1 protein-coding gene is annotated in these 775 nt (G+C 71.0%); it reads right to left on the reverse strand.

Annotated elements, in window-relative coordinates; genetic code table 11:
- A partial coding sequence (locus D7V93_RS43685; protein ID WP_158623992.1) for an AMP-binding protein occupies window positions 1-775 on the reverse strand: 775 nt, incomplete at both ends.

Here is a 775-nt window from a genome sequence, read left to right on the forward strand (position 1 = left end):
CGGAGAGCAGCGCGAGCGTCACCTCATAGACGGCGGCGTCGAAGCTGAAGGAGGCGAATTGGAGGACGCGCTGGCCGGGGCGCAAGGCGGTGGCGCGAGCCAGGGCGAGGGTGAGGTTGGGCACGCCGCGGTGGGCCACCATGACGCCCTTGGGGCGGCCGGTGCTGCCGGAGGTGTAGATGACGTACGCCAGGTTCTCCGCCGTCACGCGCGAGGTGGGCGCTTCCACCGGCTGACTGGCGAGGCGAGAGGCTTCCTCATCCAGGCAGAGGAGGTGGCCTGCGTAGGGCGGCAGCTCGTGGCGAAGCGAGGAGTGGGAGAGGAGGACGGGAGCGGCGCAGTCCTCCAGCATGAAGGCCAGTCGCTCACGAGGGTAGGCCGGATCCAGGGGCACGTAGGCCCCGCCGGCCTTGAGGACGCCGAAGAGGGCGATGAGCAACTCGAAGGAGCGCTCCAGACAGAGGGCGACGGGCGTGTCGGGCCCGACGCCCAGGGCGACGAGGGCATGGGCGAGCTGGTTGGAGCGCTCGTCCAGCTGGCGATAGGTGAGGTGCGCGTCGCCGAAGCGGAGGGCGACGGCGTCGGGAGTCTTGCGCGCCTGGGCGGCGAAGAGCTCATGGACGCAGGCACCGTCGGGGAAGTCGGCGTGGGTGTCATTCCAGTCGACGAGCAGCTGGCGGCGCTCGTCCTCGGAGAGGAAGGAGACGGAGGCCAGGGGTGCTTCGGGCTGGGCCACCAGGGCTTCGGCGAAGGCGCGGAAGTGGGAGGCCAGGCG

It is taken from the genome of Corallococcus llansteffanensis, assembly GCF_003612055.1.
Classification (GTDB): domain Bacteria; phylum Myxococcota; class Myxococcia; order Myxococcales; family Myxococcaceae; genus Corallococcus; species Corallococcus llansteffanensis.